The following is a 19,956-nucleotide window of genomic DNA, read 5'->3' on the forward strand; positions in this document are numbered from 1 at the left end:
CGGTTGTTGCGCGCAGCATAGCAGGCGGCGCGATTCGAGCGCTCACCCTTTGCCCTCATTGTTGCGGGCAGATGAACGATTCCGTGATTTGTATCAACTTGTGATATTTGGATCCGTCTGACAATGGGTTCGACCACGGTGAGCAGGGCGAAATGATCGAAATCCGATTGTCCTTTACAACCGGCATTTCACCTCCTTAAATAATCAGGGTCTGCAAAAAGACCGGAAAAACGAGATCCCCATGAGCCATTTCCTGGATAGATTGCGTTATTTCTCCACCACGAGGCCACGCTTTTCCGATGGACACGGCGCCGTCACAGACGAAGACCGCAAGTGGGAAGACGGTTACCGGATGCGCTGGCAGCACGACAAGATCGTCCGTTCGACCCACGGTGTGAACTGCACGGGTTCGTGCTCGTGGAAGGTCTACGTGAAAGGTGGGATCGTCACGTGGGAAACCCAGCAGACCGATTATCCGCGCACGCGCCCCGACATGCCGAACCACGAGCCGCGCGGCTGCTCGCGCGGCGCATCGTACTCGTGGTATCTGTACAGCGCGAACCGTCTCAAGCACCCGATGGTGCGCAGCGCGCTCGTGAAGCTGTGGCGTGAACGCCGCCGCACGCTGGGCGCCGTCGACGCGTGGCGCTCGATCGTCGAGGACGACGAAGCACGCCGGTCGTACCAGAGCCGGCGCGGGCTCGGCGGGTTCGTGCGCGCGAGCTGGGACGAGGTCAACGAGCTCGTTGCGGCCGCAAACGTCTACACGGTCGAGCGTCATGGCCCCGATCGCGTGGTCGGCTTCTCGCCGATCCCGGCGATGTCGATGGTGTCGTACGCCGCCGGCTCGCGCTACCTGTCGCTGATCGGCGGCGTGTGCCTGAGCTTCTACGACTGGTATTGCGACCTGCCGCCCGCGTCGCCGCAGACCTGGGGCGAGCAGACCGACGTGCCGGAATCGGCCGACTGGTACAACTCGACGTTCATCATGATGTGGGGCTCCAATGTCCCGCAGACGCGCACGCCCGACGCGCACTTCCTCGTCGAGGCGCGCTATCGCGGCACCAAGGTCGTGTCGGTGTTCCCCGACTACTCGGAAGGCGCGAAATTCGGCGACCTGTGGCTGCATCCGAAGCAGGGCACCGACGCGGCGCTCGCGCTCGCGATGGGGCACGTGATCCTGAAGGAGTTCCATTTAGCGCGCAAGAGCGACTACTTCATCGACTACTGCAAGCGCTACACCGACATGCCGGCGCTCGTGCGCCTCGTGCCGCACGGCGACGGCTACGTGCCCGAGCGCCTCGTGCGCGCGTCCGACTTCGACGACGCGCTCGACGAAGCCGCGCATCCGGAGTGGAAGACCGTGATGATCGACGACGCGACCGGTGAATTCGTCGTGCCGGTCGGCTCGATCGGCTTCCGCTGGGGCCAGCAGGGCAAGGACGGATCGAGCGACAAGGGCAAGTGGAACCTGCGCGGCGAGACGTCGAAGGGCGCGGCGCTGTCGCCGCGGCTGTCGTGCACGACCGCGCACGACGACGTGGTCGACGTGCTGTTCCCGTACTTCGGCAACCAGCCGCATGCGCACTTCAATTCGACGCAGCACGCATCCGAGCTGTCGCGCCGGATCGGCGTGCGGCGCGTGGCGAACCGCGACGGCGACATGCTGGTCGCGACCGTCTACGACCTGTTCGTCGCGAACTACGGGCTCGACCAGGGGCTGGGCGGGCGCGACGTGGCCGCGAGCTACGACGACGACCTGCCGTACACGCCCGCATGGCAGGAGGCAATCACCGGCGTGAAGCGCGCGGACGTGATCTCGGTCGCGCGGCAGTTCGCGGAGAACGCGCACAAGACGCAGGGCAAGTCGATGGTGATCATCGGCGCGGGGATCAACCACTGGTTCCACATGGACATGTCGTACCGCGCGATCATCAACATGCTGATCATGTGCGGCTGCATCGGCAAGCCGGGCGGCGGCTGGTCGCATTACGTCGGCCAGGAGAAACTGCGCCCGCAGACCGGCTGGACCGCGCTCGCGTTCGCGCTCGACTGGAGCCGGCCGCCGCGGCACATGAATGCAACCTCGTTCTTCTACGCGCACACCGACCAGTGGCGCTATGACACGATGGACCCGGGCGCGCTGCTGTCGCCGCTCGCGGACAGGGCGCAGTTCCACGGCTCGCCGATCGACTACAACGTGCGTGCGGAACGGATGGGCTGGCTGCCGTCCGCGCCGCAGCTCGCGGCGAATCCGCTGAAGGTCGGCGCGAGCCTGGACGACCCGTCGCGGGCCGGTGCGGACATCGCGCAACGGTTGAAGGCCGGCACGCTGCGGATGGCGTGCGAGGACCCGGACGCGCCCGGCAACTTCCCGCGCAACCTGTTCGTGTGGCGCTCGAACCTGCTCGGCTCGTCGGGCAAGGGCCACGAGTATTTCCTGAAGCATCTGCTCGGCACCACCAACGGTGTGCAAGGGGAGGACCTCGGCGCGACGGGCGGCGCGCGCCCCGAGGAAGTGAATTGGCGCGACGACGCGCCGCGCGGCAAGCTCGACCTGCTCGTCACGCTCGACTTCCGGATGTCGACGACCTGCATGTATTCGGACATCGTGCTGCCGACCGCGACGTGGTACGAGAAGGACGACATGAACACGTCCGACATGCATCCGTTCATTCATCCGCTGTCGGCGGCGGTCGATCCTGCATGGGAATCGAAGAGCGACTGGGAGATCTTCAAGGGGATCGCGAAGCGCTTCTCCGAGCTGTGCGACGGGCATCTCGGCGTCGAGCGCGACGTCGTGCTCGCGCCGATCGCGCACGACACGCCGGGCGAGCTCGCGCAGCCGTTCGACGTGCAGGACTGGAAGCGCGGCGAATGCGAACCGGTGCCGGGTCGCACGATGCCGAACGTGATCGCGGTCGAGCGCGACTACCCGAACACGTATGCGCGCTTCACGTCGCTCGGGCCCCTGATGGACAAGCTCGGCAACGCGGGCAAGGGCATCGGCTGGGATACGCGGGATGAAGTGAAGCTGCTCGGCGAGCTCAACTACACGGTCGCTCAAGGCGCCGCACAAGGCCGCCCGCGCATCGACACCGCGCTCGACGCGGCCGAGGTGATTCTCGCGCTCGCGCCGGAGACCAACGGGGAAGTGGCGGTGAAGGCATGGCGCGCGCTGTCCGGCATCACCGGTATCGACCACACGCACCTGGCCGCCGCGCGCGCGGACGAGAAGATCCGCTTTCGCGACATCCAGGCGCAGCCGCGCAAGATCATCTCGTCGCCGACGTGGAGCGGGATTGAATCCGAGCACGTGTCGTACAACGCGGGCTACGTGAACGTGCACGAGCTGGTGCCATGGCGCACGCTGACGGGCCGTCAGCAGTTGTACCAGGATCACCCGTGGATGCGCGCGTTCGGCGAATCGCTGTGCGCATACAAGCCGCCGATCGACACCGGCAGCTACGCGCACATGGTCGGCAAGCGTTCGAACGGCAACCCGGAGCGCGTGCTGAACTTCCTGACGCCGCATCAGAAGTGGGGGATCCACAGCACGTACACCGACAACCTGCTGATGCTGACGCTGTCGCGCGGCGGCCCGATCGTATGGATGTCGGAGGACGACGCGAAGGCGATCGGCGCGGCCGACAACGACTGGATCGAGTGCTACAACTCGAACGGCGCGTTGTGCGCGCGGGCCGTCGTGAGCCAGCGGATTCCGTCCGGGATGGTGATGATGTACCACGCGCAGGAGAAGATCGTGAACACGCCGGGATCCGAGATCACCGGCACGCGCGGCGGCATTCACAACTCGGTCACGCGCATCGCGCTGAAGCCGACTCACATGATCGGCGGCTATGCGCAACTGTCGTACGGCTTCAACTACTACGGCACGGTCGGCTCGAATCGCGACGAGTTCCTGATCGTGCGCAGGATGAACAGGATCGACTGGCTCGACGGGGAAGACGCCGCGAGCGACCCGACAACGCAGGCCGTTCGCATCGGAGAAACGTCATGAAAATCCGCGCACAGATCGCGATGGTGCTGAACCTCGACAAGTGCATCGGCTGCCATACCTGCTCGGTGACCTGCAAGAACGTGTGGACGAGCCGCGAAGGAATGGAATACGCGTGGTTCAACAACGTCGAGACGAAGCCGGGCATCGGCTATCCGAAGGACTGGGAGAACCAGGATCGCTGGCGCGGCGGCTGGCAGCGGCGCGCGGACGGCAGGATCGAGCCGCGCCTCGGCGGCAAGTGGCGGCTGCTCGCGCAGATCTTCGCGAACCCGCACCTGCCCGAGATAGACGATTACTACGAGCCGTTCACGTTCGATTACGCGCACCTGCAGGAAGCCGGCAACACGCGCGCGATGCCGGTCGCGCGGCCGCGTTCGGTGATCAGCGGCCAGCGGCTCGAGAAGATCGAGTGGGGGCCGAACTGGGAGGAAATCCTCGGCGGCGAGTTCGAGAAGCGCGCGAAGGACATCAACTTCGAGAACGTGCAGAAGGACATCTACGGGCAGTTCGAGAACACCTTCATGATGTACCTGCCGCGCCTGTGCGAGCACTGCCTGAACCCGGCGTGCGTCGCGTCGTGCCCGTCGGGCTCGATCTACAAGCGCGAGGAAGACGGCATCGTGCTGATCGACCAGGACAAGTGCCGCGGCTGGCGCATGTGCGTGTCGGGCTGCCCGTACAAGAAGATCTACTACAACTGGCAGAGCGGCAAGGCCGAGAAGTGCATCTTCTGCTATCCGCGCATCGAGGCCGGCCAGCCGACCGTGTGCTCGGAAACCTGCGTGGGCCGCATCCGCTACCTCGGCGTGCTGCTGTACGACGCCGACCGGATCGGCGAGGCGGCCAGTGCCGCGAACGAGAAGGATCTGTACGAAGCGCAACTGTCGCTGTTCGTCGATCCGGACGATCCGGCCGTGATCGCGCAGGCCGAGCGCGACGGCGTGCCGGCCGCGTGGATCGACGCCGCGCGGCGTTCGCCGACCTACAAGATGGCGATCGACTGGAAGATCGCGTTCCCGCTGCATCCGGAATACCGGACGCTGCCGATGGTGTGGTACGTGCCGCCGCTGTCGCCGATCAACGCGGCCGCCAATAGCGGCGACCTGGGGATGAACGGCTACCTGCCGGACGTCGAATCGCTGCGCATCCCGCTGCGCTATCTGGCCAATCTGCTGACGGCCGGTGACGAGGTGCCCGTGAAGCGCGCGCTCGAACGGCTGCTGGCGATGCGCGCGTTCATGCGCGCCCGCCACGTGGACGGCATCGATGCACGCGGCGTGCTCGACCAGGTCGGGCTGTCGCTCACGCAGGTCGAGGAGATGTATCGCTATCTGGCGATCGCGAACTACGAGGATCGCTTCGTGATCCCGACCACCCACCGCGAATATGCGGAGAACGCGTACGACCTGCGCGCGTCGTGCGGCTTCTCGTTCGGCAACGGCTGCTCGGACGGCCGTTCCGAGACGAGCCTGTTCAGCCCGAGGAAGGGCAACAAGACGATTCCGATTCACGAGGCTGCCCGATGACGAGCACCGCACCCGATCCGACCTATGCGGCGCTCGCGGCGCTGCTCGACTATCCCGACGAATCGCTGGTCGCCGCGCTCGATTCGATCGACGCGCACCTGCGCGAGCGCACGCGTTTGCCGAAAGCGGTGCGCGCGGGCCTCGACCGGTTTTTTGCGTACGTGCGCGAGCGCGATCTGCTGACGCTGCAGGAGAACTACGTCGGGCTGTTCGACCGTGGCCGCGCGACGTCGCTGTACCTGTTCGAGCACGTGCACGGCGAATCGCGCGACCGCGGGCAGGCGATGGTCGACCTGCTGCAGATGTACGAGCGGCACGGGCTGTTCCTGAACCCGGGCGAGCTGCCCGACTACCTGCCCGTGTTTCTCGAATACCTGTCGCGGCTGCCGGCGCCCGATGCCCGCAAGCTGCTCGCCGAAACCGGCGAGATCCTGAGCGCGCTGGCCGGCCAGCTCGCGCAGCGCGGCAGCCATTACAGCTTCGTCGTCGGCGCGCTGCTGCCGATGGCCGGGCTCGCGCCGGCCGACGCGCCCGACGCTGCCGACGACGACGTTGCCGCCGAGCGGCCGAGTGCCGACGACTACCGCACGCTCGACGCGTCGTATGCGGACGAGGCCGTGCGCTTCGTCGGCGCGGCAACGCCGGCGTCGACCGAGCAGACCGTGCGGTTCCACGACAAGCGGCCGGCCCGCGGCGCGTGAGCGCGGGCCCAATTGGGGAATGACATGAACGCTTACTTGCATCAGTTCCTGTTCGGGATCTACCCGTACATCTGTCTCGCCGTATTGCTGGTCGGCAGCCTGATCCGCTTCGACCGCGAGCAATACACGTGGAAAAGCGATTCGTCGCAACTGCTGCGCCACGGCATGCTGCGACTCGGCAGCAACCTGTTCCACTGGGGCGTGCTGGTCGTCGTGCTCGGGCACTTCGGCGGCTTCCTTGCGCCGCACTGGCTCGTGTCGCCGTTTCTGTCGGCATCCGCACACCAGTTGGTCGCGATGGTGGCGGGCGGCGCGGCCGGCGTCGCGGCGATCGTCGGGCTCACGATCCTGATCCGGCGGCGCCTCGGTGATGCGCGCATCCGCCGCAACAGCCGCCGGTCGGACATCCTGATCGTGTTGATGCTGTGGGTGCAGCTCGCGCTCGGGCTCGGCACCGTCGTGCTGTCGACGCGCCACATGGACGGCGTGATGTTCGAACAGCTCACCGATTACGTGAAGGGCGTCGTCACGTTCCGTCCGGACATCGCGAGCCTGCTCGTCGGCGTGCCGCTCACGTACCGGCTGCACATCCTGCTCGGCTTCACGATCTTCCTCGTATCGCCGTTCACGCGGATGGTGCACGTCTGGAGCGGGATCGCGTCGGTCGCGTACCTGATCCGCCCGTACCAGCTCGTGCGCAAGCGCTGAGGAGGCTGCATGAACGACGTTCTCTCCGAAGTCGTCACGGCGCCGCTCACGGTCAACGGCGTAGCGATCGGCAACGACGCGATCGCGGCCGAAGCCGCGCATCACGGCGATGCGCCCGATCCGCTCGATGCGGCGCGGCGCGCGCTCGCGGTGCGCGAATTGCTGCGGCAGCGCGCGGTGTCGCTCGCGCTGCTCGACGAAAGCGCGGCGCTCGACGACGCGGCGGTCGACGCATTGCTCGAACGCGAACTCACACACGTGCCCGACCCCGACCGCGAGGCGTGCGAGCGCTATTATGCGCGGCATCCGGCGCGCTTTCGCCGCAACGACATCGTCTATGCGAGCCACGTGCTGTTCGCGATGACGGACCGCGTGCCGCTCGCGCCGCTGCGGCAGCGCGCGGAACGGGCGCTCGCCGGCATCGTGGCCGCGCCCGACACGTTCGAGACGGTCGCGCGCGCGTCGTCGAACTGTCCGTCGGCCGAAGTCGGCGGTAGCCTCGGGCAACTGCTGCGCGGCGACACGGTGCCGGAATTCGAGGCCGCGCTGTTCGACACCGACAGCATCGGCGTGCTGCCGAAACTCGTCAACACGCGCTTCGGCTTCCACATCGTGCGCATCGAGCGCCGCGTGCCGGGCGATGCGGTGCCGTTCGACGAAGCAGCCGATCAGATCGCCGCGCACCTGGCCGCGCGCGTACGGCAGCAGGCGATGCGGCAGTACGTGGCGATTCTCGCGGGCGGCGCACGGGTCGAAGGCGTGACCTTCGACGGTGCGAACGGGCCGCTGGTCCAATGAAAACGAGGTTGACGTATGGCAACTCAACAAGGTAACGCCGGGCCGGTCGTGAGCGCGCCGGCCGTCCCGCTGCGCGCGTGGTCGGTGCTGGCCGCGAGCACGCTCGCGTTCATGGTGTGTTTCGTCGTGTGGATGATGTTCGGCGTGCTCGGCGTGCAACTGCGCGCCGATCTCGGCCTGAACAGCACCGAGTTCGGGATGCTCACGTCGACGCCGGTGCTGACCGGCGCGCTGATGCGTTTGCCGCTCGGCACCTGGACTGACCGCTTCGGCGGTCGCATCGTGATGACGGTGCTGCTCGTCGTGTGCGCGGTGCCCGTCTATGTCGTCAGCTACGCGACGCAGCTGTGGCAGTTCCTGCTGATCGGGCTGTTCCTCGGCTGCGTCGGTGCGTCGTTCGCGGTCGGCACGCCGTATGTCGCGCGCTTTTTCCCGCCGCAGCGGCGCGGGCTTGCGATGGGCGTGTTCGGCGCGGGGACGTGCGGCGCGGCGGTCAACCTGTTCGTCACGCCGGTGCTGCTCGACGCGTACGGCTGGCGCGTCGTGCCGCGCATCTACGCGGTCGCGCTGCTCGTCACGGCGCTGATCTTCTGGTTCGCGTCGGCGCCCGATCCGGGCGCGGGCAAGCGCGGCGGATCGATGCTCGATTCGTTCAAGGTGCTGCGCGACCCGCGCGTGTGGCGGCTCTGCCAGTACTATTCGATCACGTTCGGCGGCTTCACCGCGCTGTCGCTGTGGATCCCGCAGTACCTGAAGAGCGAATACGGGATGTCGCTGGTGATGGCGTCCGCGTTTGCGGCCGGCTTTTCGCTGCCGGGCTCCGTGCTGCGCGCGCTCGGCGGCGCGCTGTCCGATCGCTTCGGCGCGCATGCGGTCACGTGGTGGGGGCTGTGGGTCGCGTGGATCGCGCTGTTCCTGCTGTCGTATCCGGCGACCGATTTCGTGATCCACACGATCGACGGCACCGCGACGCTGAACGTCGCGATGCCGGTGGCCGGCTTCGTCGCGCTGACCTTCGTGCTCGGTGCGGTGTTCGCGCTCGGGATGGCCTCGACGTTCAAGTACGTCGCCGACGATTTCGCGGACAATATGGGCGTCGTCACCGGCATCGTCGGGCTCGCGGGCGGGCTCGGCGGTTTCCTGCTGCCGATCCTGTTCGGCATGTTGCTCGACCTGCTGCGCGTGCGCACGACCTGCTTCATGTTTTTGTACGGAATCGTGTGGGTGTCGCTGATTCTCATCTACCTGTCCGAAGTGCGCCGCACGCCTGTCGTCACGGGTTGAGGTCGGTTCGAACGGTCCGATGCGCTCGCGTGATGCCCGGAGGAGGGTTCGGGGTCGCGCACGCGCATCGTTGCGTTCTGGAGGTTCGCGCGCGACGTACCCGGCCGCCCGCGCTTCTGTCAAACTGGCGCCCATGAAACCGCGCCTCACTGCACAGCTTTCCCCCGATTCCACGCCTGCGCCCGCAGGCTTTCCCGATGCCGACGAACTGGCCGCACTGCGCGCGTGGTACGCGGGCATGGCCGTGCGCCAGGCCGTCGAGCGCTATCTGCCCGACCGGCTCGGCGACGGGCGCTCGGCGCGCGGCGTGATCGGCGCGATTCGCCGCCGCCTCGTGCGCGTCGCGCGGCAGGTCGGCCGCCCCGATCTCGCGGAACGGCTCGGCCATCCGGACGGTGAGCGTTTGCGGCAGGCGAAAGCGGCCACCGACGCGATCGGCCAGTTGCGTCATGCGCGCGCACCGGTCCCGCAGATGGGCGACGACGTCGGCCTGTGGCTGCCGGCACGCGCGGTCGTTGCGTTGCGTGCGCACGGCATCGCGACGCTCGCCGACCTGACGGTGCGGATTCCGCGCCGGCGCCAGTGGTGGCGCGCGATCGCGGGCCTCGGCATGGCCGGCGCGCGGCGCATCGAGGCATTCTTCGCCGCGCATCCGAACCTGACCGAACGGGCGCGTGCGCTGATCGCCGCGACGCCGCGCGGCAGCATCGTGCCGTGGGAGCAATTGAAACTGCCGCACGAAGTCGACGGCTCGGCCGGCACGTTCCGCGCGCCGCGCGCGACCTGCACGCTCGACGCGGACAACGATTACGCGGCCGTGCACGCGTGGCTGTCGCTGCACGAATCGGCCGCGACGCGGCGCGCGTACCGCAAGGAGGCCGAGCGGCTGATCCTGTGGGCGATCGTCGAGCGCGGCCGCGCGCTGTCGTCGCTGACGACCGAGGACGCGCTCGCCTATCGCGCGTTCATCCGCCGCCCGACGCCGCACGAGCGTTGGGTCGGGCCCGTGCGGCCGCGCGGCGCGCCCGACTGGCGGCCGTTCTCGGGTGCGTTGTCCGCGCGATCGGCGGCGTATACGCTGTCGGTGCTCGGCGCGCTGTTCCGCTGGCTGATCGAGCAGCGCTACCTGCTCGCGAATCCGTTCGCGGGCGTGAAGGTGCGCGACACGCGCGGCGTGACCGCACTCGATACGTCGCATGCGTTCACCGAAGGCGAGTGGCTGCTGGTCCGCACGATCGCCGACGGGCTCGAATTCGGCAAGCGCACGGCCGACGGTGCGCCGCGGTCGGGCTGGACGCCGGCCGCCGCGCAACGGCTGCGCTTCATTCTCGATTTCGGCTATGCGACCGGGCTGCGCGCGAGCGAACTGGTCGGCGCGACGCTCGGCGACATCGAGACGGACGCGCACGGCGACGCGTGGCTGAAGGTCGTCGGCAAGGGCAGCAAGGCCGCCCGCGTCGCGCTGCCGCCGCTCGCGCGCACGGCGCTCGATCGCTATCTGGTCGCGCGCCGGTTGCCGGTCACGCCGGCGCGCTGGCGGCCCGATACGCCGCTGATTCCGAGCCTCGCGGAAGACGACGCGGCCGCGATCACGAGCGTGCGGCTGTGGAAGGTGATGCAGCGCTTCTTCGCGCAGACGGCCGATGCCGTCGAAGCCGACAACCCGGCGCTCGCGCACAAGCTGCGCCAGGCGAGCCCGCACTGGATGCGGCATACGCATGCGACGCACGCGCTGGCGCGCGGCGCGGAGCTGACGACGGTGCGCGACAACCTGCGGCACGCGTCGATCTCGACGACGTCGATCTATCTGCATGGCGACGACGTGAAGCGGGCACGGCAGATGTCGAGCGCGTTCGGTATCGACAAATGAGTGGAACGGCACGGCATCGACGCAGGTCAGACGAATTTTCGATTCCGGAGATCGCTATGGCATCGAGCCAGGGTACGTCGATTTCATCGTCGAGCAGATCGCGGCGGCCGGTACGGTATCGGCGCGCAAGCTGTTCGGCGATCGCCGGGACGATCGCGCATGGCTGGCGACGCCGATCCGGATCACCGCCGCGCGCTTGCCGCTGCCGGTGAAGCGCGGCCGATGACGAACGCGCCGCATGCCGCACCGCATAGCAGGCAGGCGTATTCTGTGACACATGCGCGCGACCATCGTGCGCCAGGGAGTACCAACATGGAGACATCCGGAGCTTCGCGCGGCACGCGGCTGGCGCGCCGCGCCTGGCGCGCGCTCGTCGTGACCGTGTGCGTGGGATGGAGCGCGCTGTCGTTCGGCGCGGAGGGCGCGAACGGCGCGGCCGCGCTGCTCGAGCGCTATCGCAGCCTCGGCGCGCAACTGAAGGACAACGCGTTTCACCGGCCGGTGGTGCTCGAATCGTCGGAAGCGTCGTCTTCGCTGAAGGGCGACATCTATGCGGTCGTCGATTATCCGTTCGCGGTGGTGAACGGCCAGCTCAACGATCCCGCGCAAGGCCCCGCGAACTGGTGCGCGGTGCTGATCCTGCACCTGAACACGAAGTACTGTCGTGCGTCGAGCGGCGGCAACGGCCCGGTGCTCGACGTGAACCTCGGCCGCAAGGTCGAGCAAAAGCTGTCGGATACCTATCGCGTGCAGTTCCGCTATCGCGTGGCGGCCGCGACGCCCGACTATTTCCAGGTCGACCTGACCGCCGACAGCGGCCCGATGGGCACGAAGGATTACCGGATTGCGCTCGAAGCCGTGCCGGTCGGCGCGTCGCGCACGTTCCTGCACCTCACGTATTCGTATGGTTTCGGCACGGTCGGCCGGATGGCGATGAAGACCTACCTCGCGACGGTCGGCAGCGACAAGGTCGGGTTCACGCCCGCCAGCGGCGCGTCGGCCGCGCAGCCGCAGTACATCGGCGGCGTGCGCGGGCTGCTGGAGCGCAACACGATGCGCTACTACCTCGCGATCGACACCTACCTCGCGACGCTCGACAAGCCGCTCGGCCAGCGCCTCGCGCGCTGGTTCGACGCGACCGAGCAGTATCCGCAGCAACTGCATGAAGTGGAGCGCGGCGCGTATCTGCAGATGAAAGCGCAGGAGGTGCAGCGGCAGCAGACGGCGCGATGACGCCGCCTGCCGGCTGCCGCTCGGCGTCGATCAGTTCGACGCGCCGCCGACCGTGCGAATGCTGCGCCACTGCCCCTGTTCGACACGGAACAGCGTGTACGGCGGCTTGACCAGGTCGCCGCGCTCGTCGAACGAGATCTTGCCGTGCGCAACCGATTCGACGAATACGAGCGACAGCACCTGCCTGCGCTGTCGCGCCATCACACCCAGCGGTAAATCCGACAACCGGTTCAGCAGCGCCAGTGTTGCGTCCCGATATCGCGCTGGCGGACCGGATTCGTCGCGCGGGCACCGGCCGCCGTACGGGGCGCATCGTCGTCGAGCGCGAACGTGGACACGGACACGCTGACGAGCAGGTCGACCGCACGCGCGACTTCCGAAAACACCACCGAATGGCGCCCGCCTATCGGCAACGGCGCCCCGGCGCGCGCCGTGCCGGTGAAGCCCGGGCGGGCATCCAGGGCCGATCCGGCCGCGCGGTGCCGGCCAACCGGCCGTCCGGCCATTTCATAAGACGTACAGTTTCCCCGCGATGCGCGATTCGCGCCGAACTGTACTCTTGTTCGCGCGCTCGATGTGTGTACTCGCCGTTAACTGTTCTTCTCTTAAGATTCGATCATCAAGTGCACAGTGCTGCAGATCCAGCCGTATCGGAACCCTGCCGGCGCATCTTCAAGAGAGAGCCAGTGCGATGGAAAAGGCAAAACCGGAGGGAAAGATCAGGAATCACGGCGGCCCGGTCGGCGGGCGAAACATCTGCAACACGTGCGTATGGGACGCACACGGCGAAGCGGTGCGATGGCGCGTGCCGGCAGGAGGGGCACGATGAAACTCTATGAAAAACTCGCGGACGATATCGAGCGCCTGATCCGCCAGGGCGTGTACCGGCACGGCGACCGGATTCCGTCGGTGCGCCAGGCGAGCCAGCAACACCGGATCAGCATCACGACGGTGCTGCATGCGTATCTGCTGCTGGAAAGCCGCGGGCTGCTCGAAAGCCGTCCGCAGTCCGGCTATTTCGTGAACCTGCGGCGCGACGACGGCCATGCGCCGGTGCGCGAGCTGCGGCCGTCGAAGCCGATCGCGATCTCGTCGTCGGTCGACGTGAGCCGGCTCGTGCTGTCGACGCTGCGCTCGATCGGCACGGACGACGCGGTGCCGCTGGGTTCGCCGTATCCGGACCCGAGCCTGTTTCCGTTCGAGAAGCTGAACCGCTACGCGTACGCGGCCGGTCGCGACAAGTCGCTGTGGGGCGTGACCGACGGGTTGCCGCCCGGCCATCCGCGGCTGATCCGGCAGATCGCCCGCCGCTACCTGGAAAACGGGATGTCGGTGGACCCGAACGAGATCATCGTGACGGTCGGCGCGACGGAGGCGATCAACCTGTGCCTGCAGGCGGTGGCGAAGCCGGGCGACACGATCGCGGTGGAGTCGCCGACGTTCTACGCGATGCTGCACGCGATCGAGCGGATGGGGATGAAGGCGATCGAGGTGGCCACGCATCCGGAATACGGGATCGACATCGCGGCGCTGGCCGCGATCGCGAAGTCGCAGCCGATCGCCGCGTGCATGGTGATGCCGAATTTCCAGAATCCGCTCGGCTTCCAGATGCCGGACGAGCGAAAACGCGAACTGGTTGAGTTCGCAACGAAGGCTGGCATGCCGATCATCGAGAACGGCGTGTACAACGAACTGTATTTCGGCGATACGCATCCGAGTTCGCTGAAATCCTACGACCGGACCGGGATCGTGCTGCATTGCTCGTCGTTCTCGAAGAGCCTGACGGCCGCGTACCGGATCGGCTGGGCGCTGCCGGGCCGCTACCGCGATCAGGTCGAGAAGCTGAAGTTCCTGAATACGCTGGCGACGCCGTCGTTGCCGCAGCTCGCGATCGCGGAGTTTCTCGAACGCGACGGCTACGAACATCACCTGCGGCGGATTCGCAAGGCGTATGCGCAGCAGGCGAACCTGATGCGCGCGATGGTGTCGCGGTTCTTTCCGGAGGGCACGCGCATTTCGAGCCCGGCGGGCGGGTACGTGCTGTGGGTCGAGCTGCCCGCGCAGGTCGATGCGATGCGGCTGTACCAGCTCGCACTGGAGCAGGGGATCACGATCGGCCCCGGCTACATGTTCTCGATCACGGACAATTACCGGAACTTCATCCGGCTGAACTACAGTAGCCCGTGGTCGCCGGAGATCGAGCAGGCGGTGATCACGGTCGGGAAGCTGGCCACGGCATGCATGCGGTGAATGGACGCGCGCGGTACGCCGCGCTTCGATGACACAGCCGGCCTCGTGCCGGTTTTGTTTGGGGTCTTCGTGGATTTCCGTGGACGTCCCTGGCCGACCCACGTCGGCCCGTCGCACCCGCTCGACGACAATGACGGCTTTCAACTGCGGATCAAACGCATCCTTCGTTTTGGCGCACCTCCCTACCCACTCATGCTGCTTCCGTTAATGTGGAGTAAGCCTGTGAGATACTGCATTGGAGGCTTTTACCGCAGTTAGCAGCATCTATTGTCATAAAAAATGGAAAATCTGTCTGAAACAGTCGATATACACACGATACGCATTCCCGCAGGAACGATTGCATTGAGGGACGACAGAATTGGCCGTAGGTGGTCTGTCGACCTGCCGCATTTTTTGATCGGCCGCTATCCCGTCACGCAGGCGCAATATGCTGCGGCAACCGGACAATGGCCGTCGTCCTATGTCGCCGCGCAATGTCCGGTAGTCAACGTATCCTGGATCGATGCCGCCCGGTTCTGCAATATGCTTTCAAAGGCAGCGGGCCTTCTCGATTGTTATGAATTTGATGGCGATGGAACGGGGGCTTCTCTTGTCCCGAAAAGTAACGGCTATCGCCTGCCCACCGAAGCTGAATGGGAGTACGCTTGCCGCGCCGGAACAAATGGTCCGAGATACGGCAAACTCGACGATATAGCCTGGTATAGAGAAAACGCGGGGGGCCACACGCATGAGGTGGGTCAAAAGCAAGCAAATGACTGGGGGCTTTTCGACACGCTAGGAAACGTTTGGGAGTGGTGCACCGATCTATACGACCCGGAAGTCTATGGTTCGTATCGCGTGTTTCGTGGCGGTGGTTGGGCTGATGCCGAACGAGGCTGCCTTGCGACGAATCGACGCCGTAGCCATCCGACATTTGCAATCGACGATCTTGGCTTTCGGGTTGCGCGATCGCTTGACGCTCGTGATGGGTAATCGCGAGCACATCCGGCTTGGTCGGCCGGCTGTGTTGGACGAGTCTGGAGCTTGCCAGGCAGCGGGCTGTCGAAGCACATCAAGTAGCGACGCGACCGAAGGATCATCCGTTATCCAAGGTGCAACGGACATTCGAACGTCCGCCTGAGCGCGCGGGTGAACGACCGAATGCGGCGGTTGCCGGCGGGGCAGTCGACCGGTTGAATCCGCCACCCGAAGCAGTCGGCCGCCAATACCATGCCCACGTCAGGAAAAGATCGTCGCAGCGCTTTCCAACCTGAGTTTTTTAGCACCTTCTTTTGAAAACGAAGTAACTGAGACAACGATAGGTGAGCACTCCTAGTGCTCTTTAATTTTGCCCTACTTCTGCCTCTCCTGGTCCAAGATTAATCATGCTGGAGAATCATTTTTCTATATTCGTCATGGCGGCCCTCTTGCTGATCATTAAATATGCAATCCACAAATTCTCCATCATCCATTCCGTACTTATTTTTATAGCCGCAAATCACAAAGCTATTTCGATGGCCGTCATAAATTTCCCAATGCAGATCCTTGTAAAAAGAAAAGAAATCTACGGGATAAAAACATTCTGAAGGCTTCCCTGACTCGTAGTGAATCATTCTTTTGGATGAACCATCATCATTGCAATGCAAGCGATCAAGCCTCAATAATACGTCATTTTCCACGCGCTTAACGTCCTGCATGGATATGTTGTGCTTGAATTTGAAGGCGCAGAATAAATAATAACTGGGGCGGGTTGAGCTATACGATCTCGACGCCAGATCCCCCATCGTCATGCCAACCTTGGCGAAACCCCCGTCCAATATGTCGGCACCCAAATACAGCCACTTACCAATCGACTCAAAATTACTTATTGTTTCCTGTGCAACATAATCTAACTTATAGTCGCCTCCGTAAAATGAGTCGAACTCCTCATAAGATGGAATTTTCTTTTTCAAGGTCTTCCTCTTTTAACTAAAATATTGCGTGGAACAATCATAGCACCGAGAGCTCGCTTCAAACGACTGTTTCTGGCCGGAAGTAGCGTATGTGTGACTCGGTGCCGCAGAGCGGTCCGTCGACTGGGCATGGGACATGGGGACTCGCTTCCCGCGTGCTAGCCGCCTGGCGCGGTGTGACTAGGGATGAAAAGCCGAAGTGTATCTTCTCGGGGCAGTTCTGCTGGGGCAGCATTTCAGTCAAACCGCTTCAAAACCCATGAGCCTGAATCGCCTTTGATGAAATCAATCCCCCATTCCGTGTTGACGACGTCTGAAAAGTAATGGAATTCAACCTCGTCAGGCGAGATGTCGATATATGCCAGATATTCCTCGTAATCCATTTCCTTCGGAAGCGATCGAGCAGCGGCGTCCATCTCGACAATATTGCTAAGAACCTCTTTGACAATTTCGATAAATCGATGATCAATCCTTGAATTGCAGCTAGGCACATAAATTTCAAATTCGAAAAAGTCAGCCTTTATCTTGCAATAACCTCGTTCCGGGCGCGACGGAAAGAATATCGCTGATGATTCGGGTTCATCGGCTCTAACATATTCTCCGCGCTCGAATTTGTAACGCCCAGCCTCACGATGCGGCTGAATTTCGAGAGACGATTCCGTAAATTGGTCCAAATAGTAAGAGGATGGTCGTGTATCGAGAGCGTACTCGTTCATGGTCAGTGCGTGAGGCATGGCAGAAAACCGTTGCTAGTTGACGGCGCGAGGCAGTGGCCATCTACATTGATTGCTCGAAATTGTCGACGATTTGAACCAAGGTGTCGAACGTCTTTTCCTGGCCGGGCTCTGCCTGTCGGCGACCGGCAGCATGCGACCGTGAACAGTCGCCGAAGTCATCCAACTCGCATGTCCTCTTGCGACGCATCTTCGGCCACGGCGTCGCGCTGATGGTGTGCGGCAAGCGCCCTGATTCGCTGGGTGACTTCACTGTCGAGCGGCGTATAGACGATCAAGCCCTGGTCCGGCCGACCGTCGACGGAAAGTGCCGAGTACTCCAGTTCGATCGGACCCAGCGTGGGACGCTGAAGTAGCTTGACGCTGTCTCCTTCGCTCTGACCAAGTACCTCGTGGTCCCGCCACAGTGCGTCAAACTCCGCGCTGAGATCGCGCAATTCGGCAACCAGCTCGCCGACCTCGGGCGCGAGACCCGCGGGCGCCACATCTGCTCTGAACGCGCCCACCACGACGCGGGCGATGCTTTCCCAGTCGTGCTGCTTCGCACGTACGGCGGGATTGCGGAACAGGAATCGGAGAATATTGCGCTGACCGGGCGGCAAGGTCCCGTAATCGGTCAGCACCACCGCGGCGGCACGGTTCCAGGCAACGACGTCCCAGGTAGCGGTCTTGATGATCGCCGGGCTGGCGTCCAACGAATCGAGCAGCCGCTGTAACCGAGGATTGACGGTGTTGACAGGGTGGTAGCGGACCTCGGGCGGCCGCCCAAGCCCGAGCATGAAAAGATGCTCGCGCTCGGCAGGCCTCAGCATCAAGGCACCGGAGATCCGGTCCAGCACCTCCGCAGAAGGCGCACCGCCACGCCCCTGTTCGAGCCATGTGTAACCACGTCGGGCTGATATTAGCCCGCTGGGCAACCTCTTCACGGCGTAGTCCAGGCGTTCGCCTGCGCCCAGTCAATCCAAAGCTCGCGGGGGCAAGGCGCGTCCGCCGGCTTCTCAGAAAATCGCCAAGCGACCCGGGCGTATTGACTGACATAGTGAAACCTGTTAGTCACTTTACTATGATGAGGTCACTACTTTAACGGGATAACAAATGATCGGATAGTGGACACCTGACGACCAAGGAGGCTTCACCATGCGTGTTTTCCTGACAGGTGCGACTGGCTTTATCGGTTCGGCACTCGTTCCCGAACTCATTCAGGCCGGTCATCAGGTGATTGGTTTGACGCGCTCGGACGCGGGAGTGCGAGCACTCATCGACGCGGGCGCCGAGCCGCATCGCGGCACGCTCGAGGAGCCGGAAAGCTTGCGCAGCGGCGCCGCAAAGGCAGACGGCGTTATTCACCTGGCGTTCGACCACGATTTCACCCGGTTCGCCGAGAATTGCGAAAAGGACAGGCGCGCGATTACCGCACTCGGCGCCGCACTCGCGGGTTCCGATCGGCCGCTGATCATCACGTCGGGGACCGGAATCGGCAGCGGCCAGCACGGCGAACCCGCGACCGAAGATGTCTTCAATGCCAGTCATCCCAATCCGCGCATTGTCTCCGAACTGACGGGGCAGGCTCTGCTGCAACAGGGCATCAACGTGTCGGTGGTACGACTGCCGCAAGTTCACAATCCGTTCAAGCAGGGCCTCGTTGGGCCGCTTATCGACGTGGCTCGTGAAAAAGGCGTAGTTGCCTATGTCGGTGACGGAAGCAACCGCTGGCCGGCCGGCCACCTGTCCGACGTCGCGCGTCTCTACCGGCTCGCCCTGGAGGCGGGCGAACGGGACGCGCGTTATCACGCTGGCGGCGAGGAAGGCATCAGCAGTCGCGAAATCGCCGAGGCGCTGGGTCGAGGCCTTAAATTGCCAGTGATTTCGATCGCCCCGGCGGAAGCCGCAGCGCATTTCGGATGGATGGGGATGTTCGTCGGGCTGGATATGCCCGCTTCGAGCGCGTGGACACAGGCACGGTTGGATTGGCACCCGACAGGACCAACACTGATTGAGGATCTTGACGAAGCGCTGTACAGGACATAAGCGTCGTTTTTGAGGTTGCATTGCACGACGTTTTCCGGCCGCAATCTCGTGCCGCGAGCCGGGTGAATGCATGCCTGGCTCAGGTCGAGTCCGAACCGCCGTTCGGACACGGACGCTCCCGGGTTCAGACCTGTGGTTCCAACGGCGCGATCTGCGAGCGTACGAGTGACGCTTCATGGCCAGCTGCCGACGAGTGTGGCCGATCGTTGCCGACCCGAAGCGGTCGCGCGGCATTCACCCAAACCGCCATTCGAACATGCGATGCAGACTTGCTACCATGGCACTTTCCCGCATCCGCTAGATGCAGTGATCGGAATTCGCGAAGGATAATTGGCATGGAGAAACTAAGGGACCATCGACCACTAGGCGTCTTTTCCGATGGTGGAGGCTACTTCCGGTCGGAATATCAAATCGGCAAGAGGTTGGTCTGGGTGAGATGCCGCCATCGCCTCGACTGCTTGGAATGCGTCGGTAAGGCCGACGAAATCCTCGCCGATATATGGGCCGCGATGCCCGATGCCATCGCCCTCGCCGAAGACTATTCCAGGACAGAGATCCCGGACTTCTGGAGTATGCACGATATGTCTAAACGGGAAGGGGCTCGCTTGGACGTGTGGGGTATAACCACTACCCCTGACCTTGGGGAGGCGCGGTTCGATATTTCTCGCAACTACAACTTCGATTATTTATCACCGACTTTTTTCAAGGACGATTATTGGAACGAAGAACCTGTGTTGCTACCAGAATTACCTGATCGGTATCACGTGTACCTCATCCGCAACAGGTCTGGGCAACTCAGTGTTGCTATCGATTCTCTTAACCGACATGACGGGCCGTAAGTGCGTACAACTCCGCGCTAGCGATAGGGAGGA

16 protein-coding genes and 1 pseudogene are annotated in these 19,956 nt (G+C 64.1%); 12 read left to right on the forward strand and 5 right to left on the reverse strand.

Going from position 1 to position 19,956, the window contains the following annotated elements; translation table 11 throughout:
• Positions 1–241: 241 nt before the first annotated feature.
• The 8 genes from LGN10_RS26055 to LGN10_RS26090 all read left to right on the forward strand — a co-directional run bounded on the left by LGN10_RS26055 (position 242) and on the right by LGN10_RS26090 (position 12,141).
• Complete coding sequence (locus tag LGN10_RS26055; protein WP_059574902.1) at positions 242–4,021, forward strand: nitrate reductase subunit alpha; 3,780 nt, start codon at positions 242–244, stop codon at positions 4,019–4,021.
• Entirely contained in the window at positions 4,018–5,547 is a 1,530-nt protein-coding gene (gene narH / locus LGN10_RS26060) for a nitrate reductase subunit beta (protein ID WP_226225510.1), read from the forward strand. The genes LGN10_RS26055 and narH overlap by 4 nt, the downstream gene beginning before the upstream one ends.
• A complete protein-coding gene (narJ, locus tag LGN10_RS26065; RefSeq protein ID WP_226225512.1) occupies positions 5,544–6,248 on the forward strand; it encodes a nitrate reductase molybdenum cofactor assembly chaperone in 705 nt (234 codons plus the stop codon). The genes narH and narJ overlap by 4 nt, the downstream gene beginning before the upstream one ends.
• 24 nt (positions 6,249–6,272) lie before the next feature.
• Positions 6,273–6,956, forward strand: a complete 684-nt coding sequence (gene narI / locus LGN10_RS26070) for a respiratory nitrate reductase subunit gamma (protein WP_089466099.1) — start codon at positions 6,273–6,275, stop codon at positions 6,954–6,956.
• Between the two features lie 9 nt (positions 6,957–6,965).
• On the forward strand, positions 6,966–7,754 hold the full coding sequence (locus tag LGN10_RS26075; RefSeq protein ID WP_089466100.1) for a peptidylprolyl isomerase: 789 nt from the start codon (positions 6,966–6,968) through the stop codon (positions 7,752–7,754).
• Between the two features lie 15 nt (positions 7,755–7,769).
• Positions 7,770–9,038 carry an MFS transporter gene (locus tag LGN10_RS26080; RefSeq protein ID WP_059574912.1) on the forward strand — a complete coding sequence of 423 codons (1,269 nt, stop codon included), beginning with the start codon at positions 7,770–7,772 and terminating at the stop codon, positions 9,036–9,038.
• Between the two features lie 133 nt (positions 9,039–9,171).
• On the forward strand, positions 9,172–10,908 hold the full coding sequence (locus tag LGN10_RS26085; protein ID WP_226225513.1) for a site-specific integrase: 1,737 nt from the start codon (positions 9,172–9,174) through the stop codon (positions 10,906–10,908).
• 312 nt (positions 10,909–11,220) lie between these two features.
• A complete protein-coding gene (locus LGN10_RS26090; RefSeq protein WP_226225515.1) occupies positions 11,221–12,141 on the forward strand; it encodes a hypothetical protein in 921 nt (306 codons plus the stop codon).
• 30 nt (positions 12,142–12,171) lie between these two features.
• On the opposite strand, the gene LGN10_RS26095 is transcribed toward LGN10_RS26090, so the two are convergent.
• Entirely contained in the window at positions 12,172–12,342 is a 171-nt protein-coding gene (locus LGN10_RS26095) for a hypothetical protein (protein WP_180278289.1), read from the reverse strand.
• Positions 12,343–12,371: 29 nt separating this feature from the next.
• Positions 12,372–12,647 (reverse strand): hypothetical protein, encoded by a 276-nt coding sequence (locus LGN10_RS26100; RefSeq protein WP_226225517.1) that lies wholly within the window; start codon positions 12,645–12,647, stop codon positions 12,372–12,374.
• A 319-nt stretch (positions 12,648–12,966) separates the two neighbouring features.
• Here LGN10_RS26100 and LGN10_RS26105 point away from each other — a divergent pair, with 319 nt between their 5' ends.
• On the forward strand, positions 12,967–14,391 hold the full coding sequence (locus tag LGN10_RS26105; RefSeq protein ID WP_059574922.1) for a PLP-dependent aminotransferase family protein: 1,425 nt from the start codon (positions 12,967–12,969) through the stop codon (positions 14,389–14,391).
• A gap of 279 nt (positions 14,392–14,670) precedes the next feature.
• On the forward strand, positions 14,671–15,363 hold the full coding sequence (locus LGN10_RS26110) for a formylglycine-generating enzyme family protein (protein ID WP_226225518.1): 693 nt from the start codon (positions 14,671–14,673) through the stop codon (positions 15,361–15,363).
• Positions 15,364–15,749: 386 nt separating this feature from the next.
• Here LGN10_RS26110 and LGN10_RS26115 read toward each other — a convergent pair whose 3' ends face one another.
• From LGN10_RS26115 to LGN10_RS26125, 3 genes and pseudogenes are all read right to left on the reverse strand, one after another.
• A complete protein-coding gene (locus tag LGN10_RS26115) occupies positions 15,750–16,322 on the reverse strand; it encodes a hypothetical protein (protein ID WP_226225519.1) in 573 nt (190 codons plus the stop codon).
• Between the two features lie 236 nt (positions 16,323–16,558).
• Complete coding sequence (locus LGN10_RS26120) at positions 16,559–17,038, reverse strand: hypothetical protein (RefSeq protein ID WP_226225520.1); 480 nt, start codon at positions 17,036–17,038, stop codon at positions 16,559–16,561.
• A gap of 176 nt (positions 17,039–17,214) precedes the next feature.
• A pseudogene (locus LGN10_RS26125) lies at positions 17,215–18,094 on the reverse strand (helix-turn-helix transcriptional regulator).
• A 99-nt stretch (positions 18,095–18,193) separates the two neighbouring features.
• On the opposite strand from LGN10_RS26125, the gene LGN10_RS26130 reads away from it, so the two are divergent.
• Together LGN10_RS26130 and LGN10_RS26135 are read left to right on the forward strand one after the other, a co-directional pair.
• Positions 18,194–19,084, forward strand: coding sequence for an SDR family oxidoreductase (locus LGN10_RS26130; RefSeq protein ID WP_226225521.1), 891 nt, complete (start codon positions 18,194–18,196; stop codon positions 19,082–19,084).
• Between the two features lie 335 nt (positions 19,085–19,419).
• A complete protein-coding gene (locus LGN10_RS26135; RefSeq protein WP_226225522.1) occupies positions 19,420–19,923 on the forward strand; it encodes a hypothetical protein in 504 nt (167 codons plus the stop codon).
• The last annotated feature ends 33 nt before the right edge of the window (positions 19,924–19,956 follow it).

Source organism: Burkholderia sp. AU32262, from assembly GCF_020419985.1.
GTDB lineage: Bacteria > Pseudomonadota > Gammaproteobacteria > Burkholderiales > Burkholderiaceae > Burkholderia > Burkholderia semiarida.

What these genes read in the sequence shown, in the direction of transcription:
- LGN10_RS26055 (WP_059574902.1), top strand. Translation starts at nt 242, where the DNA reads ATGAGCCATTTCCTGGATAGATTGCGTTATTTCTCCACCACGAGGCCA.
- narH (WP_226225510.1), top strand. Translation starts at nt 4,018, where the DNA reads ATGAAAATCCGCGCACAGATCGCGATGGTGCTGAACCTCGACAAGTGC.
- narJ (WP_226225512.1), top strand. Translation starts at nt 5,544, where the DNA reads ATGACGAGCACCGCACCCGATCCGACCTATGCGGCGCTCGCGGCGCTG.
- narI (WP_089466099.1), top strand. Translation starts at nt 6,273, where the DNA reads ATGAACGCTTACTTGCATCAGTTCCTGTTCGGGATCTACCCGTACATC.
- LGN10_RS26075 (WP_089466100.1), top strand. Translation starts at nt 6,966, where the DNA reads ATGAACGACGTTCTCTCCGAAGTCGTCACGGCGCCGCTCACGGTCAAC.
- LGN10_RS26080 (WP_059574912.1), top strand. Translation starts at nt 7,770, where the DNA reads ATGGCAACTCAACAAGGTAACGCCGGGCCGGTCGTGAGCGCGCCGGCC.
- LGN10_RS26085 (WP_226225513.1), top strand. Translation starts at nt 9,172, where the DNA reads ATGAAACCGCGCCTCACTGCACAGCTTTCCCCCGATTCCACGCCTGCG.
- LGN10_RS26090 (WP_226225515.1), top strand. Translation starts at nt 11,221, where the DNA reads ATGGAGACATCCGGAGCTTCGCGCGGCACGCGGCTGGCGCGCCGCGCC.
- LGN10_RS26095 (WP_180278289.1), bottom strand. Translation starts at nt 12,342, where the DNA reads ATGGCGCGACAGCGCAGGCAGGTGCTGTCGCTCGTATTCGTCGAATCG.
- LGN10_RS26100 (WP_226225517.1), bottom strand. Translation starts at nt 12,647, where the DNA reads ATGGCCGGACGGCCGGTTGGCCGGCACCGCGCGGCCGGATCGGCCCTG.
- LGN10_RS26105 (WP_059574922.1), top strand. Translation starts at nt 12,967, where the DNA reads ATGAAACTCTATGAAAAACTCGCGGACGATATCGAGCGCCTGATCCGC.
- LGN10_RS26110 (WP_226225518.1), top strand. Translation starts at nt 14,671, where the DNA reads ATGGAAAATCTGTCTGAAACAGTCGATATACACACGATACGCATTCCC.
- LGN10_RS26120 (WP_226225520.1), bottom strand. Translation starts at nt 17,038, where the DNA reads ATGAACGAGTACGCTCTCGATACACGACCATCCTCTTACTATTTGGAC.
- LGN10_RS26130 (WP_226225521.1), top strand. Translation starts at nt 18,194, where the DNA reads ATGCGTGTTTTCCTGACAGGTGCGACTGGCTTTATCGGTTCGGCACTC.
- LGN10_RS26135 (WP_226225522.1), top strand. Translation starts at nt 19,420, where the DNA reads ATGGAGAAACTAAGGGACCATCGACCACTAGGCGTCTTTTCCGATGGT.